Source organism: Lactobacillus sp. N54.MGS-719, assembly GCF_000980505.1.
In the GTDB taxonomy this organism is placed as follows: Bacteria; Bacillota; Bacilli; order Lactobacillales; family Lactobacillaceae; genus Lactobacillus; species Lactobacillus amylovorus.
Genome location: NZ_LARO01000122.1, coordinates 1 through 1,038, shown reverse-complemented (window position 1 = coordinate 1,038; position 1,038 = coordinate 1). Strand labels below are relative to the sequence as shown.

Here is a 1,038-nt window from a genome sequence, read left to right as displayed (position 1 = left end):
TCTTCCAAAACTTCATGACTTTTTCCTCCTAAAAAATCAAAACAATAAACAATTTCTTAACAACAGTAGCCTTTGCTACATATGGTTGTAAGCTTTAATTAAAATTAGTTAACGATAGCCTTTGTGGTGTCTTTATCAAAGAAGTGAGCTTTGTTAACATCGAAGCCCATCTTTACCTTATCGCCTGGCTTGTGATAATCACGAGCGTTTACCAAGGCTACAAATTCAGTTCCGTCAACTTCTTGATAAAGTTGGATGGTTGAACCCAAAAGTTCTGAAACAACAACCTTAGATTCAATAACTGAGTTTGGCCAAGTTTCCATAAATGCTTCTTCTGAGTGGATGTCTTCTGGACGAATACCAAAGACAACATCCTTATCGTTGTATCCCTTTTGTTCAAGCATCTTAGCTTTACCTTCAGGGATTTCGATATCAAGACCCTTGCCATCAGAAATTCTTTGGTCTTTGTAATGGACGTTAAAGAAGTTCATTTGAGGTGAACCGATAAATCCAGCAACGAATTGGTTAACTGGGTGGTTGTAAACCTCAAGTGGTGTGCCAATTTGTTCAACCTTACCTACTGACATAACTACGATTCTGTCAGCCAAAGTCATGGCTTCAGTCTGGTCGTGAGTTACGTAAATAGTGGTTGTGCCAAGTTGTTGGTGCAGCTTGGCAATGTTGGCACGCATTGATACACGAAGCTTAGCGTCCAAATTAGAAAGAGGTTCGTCCATTAATAGAATAGGGGCACTACGTACAATCGCACGCCCTAAAGCAACACGCTGACGTTGACCACCGGACAAAGCGCCTGGCTTTTTATCTAAGTATTCTTCCAAGCCCAACATCTTAGCGGCCTTATGAACACGTTTATCAATTTCAGCTTTATCTACGTGACGTAATTTAAGGCTGAAAGCAATATTGTCATAAATAGTCATGTGTGGATACAAAGCGTAGTTCTGGAAAACCATCGCAATGTGTCTATCCTTTGGAGCGACATCGTTCATTACCTTGTGATCAATTTCCAAAGTACCTTTA

The 1,038-nt window shown here is 40.0% G+C and carries 1 protein-coding gene; it reads right to left on the bottom strand.

Annotation, left to right across the window (positions count from 1 at the left end):
* Window positions 1–104 precede the first annotated feature (104 nt).
* Window positions 105–1,038 (bottom strand): ABC transporter ATP-binding protein (locus WS44_RS09525; protein ID WP_046434120.1); only part of this gene is annotated, 934 nt, incomplete at its 5' end.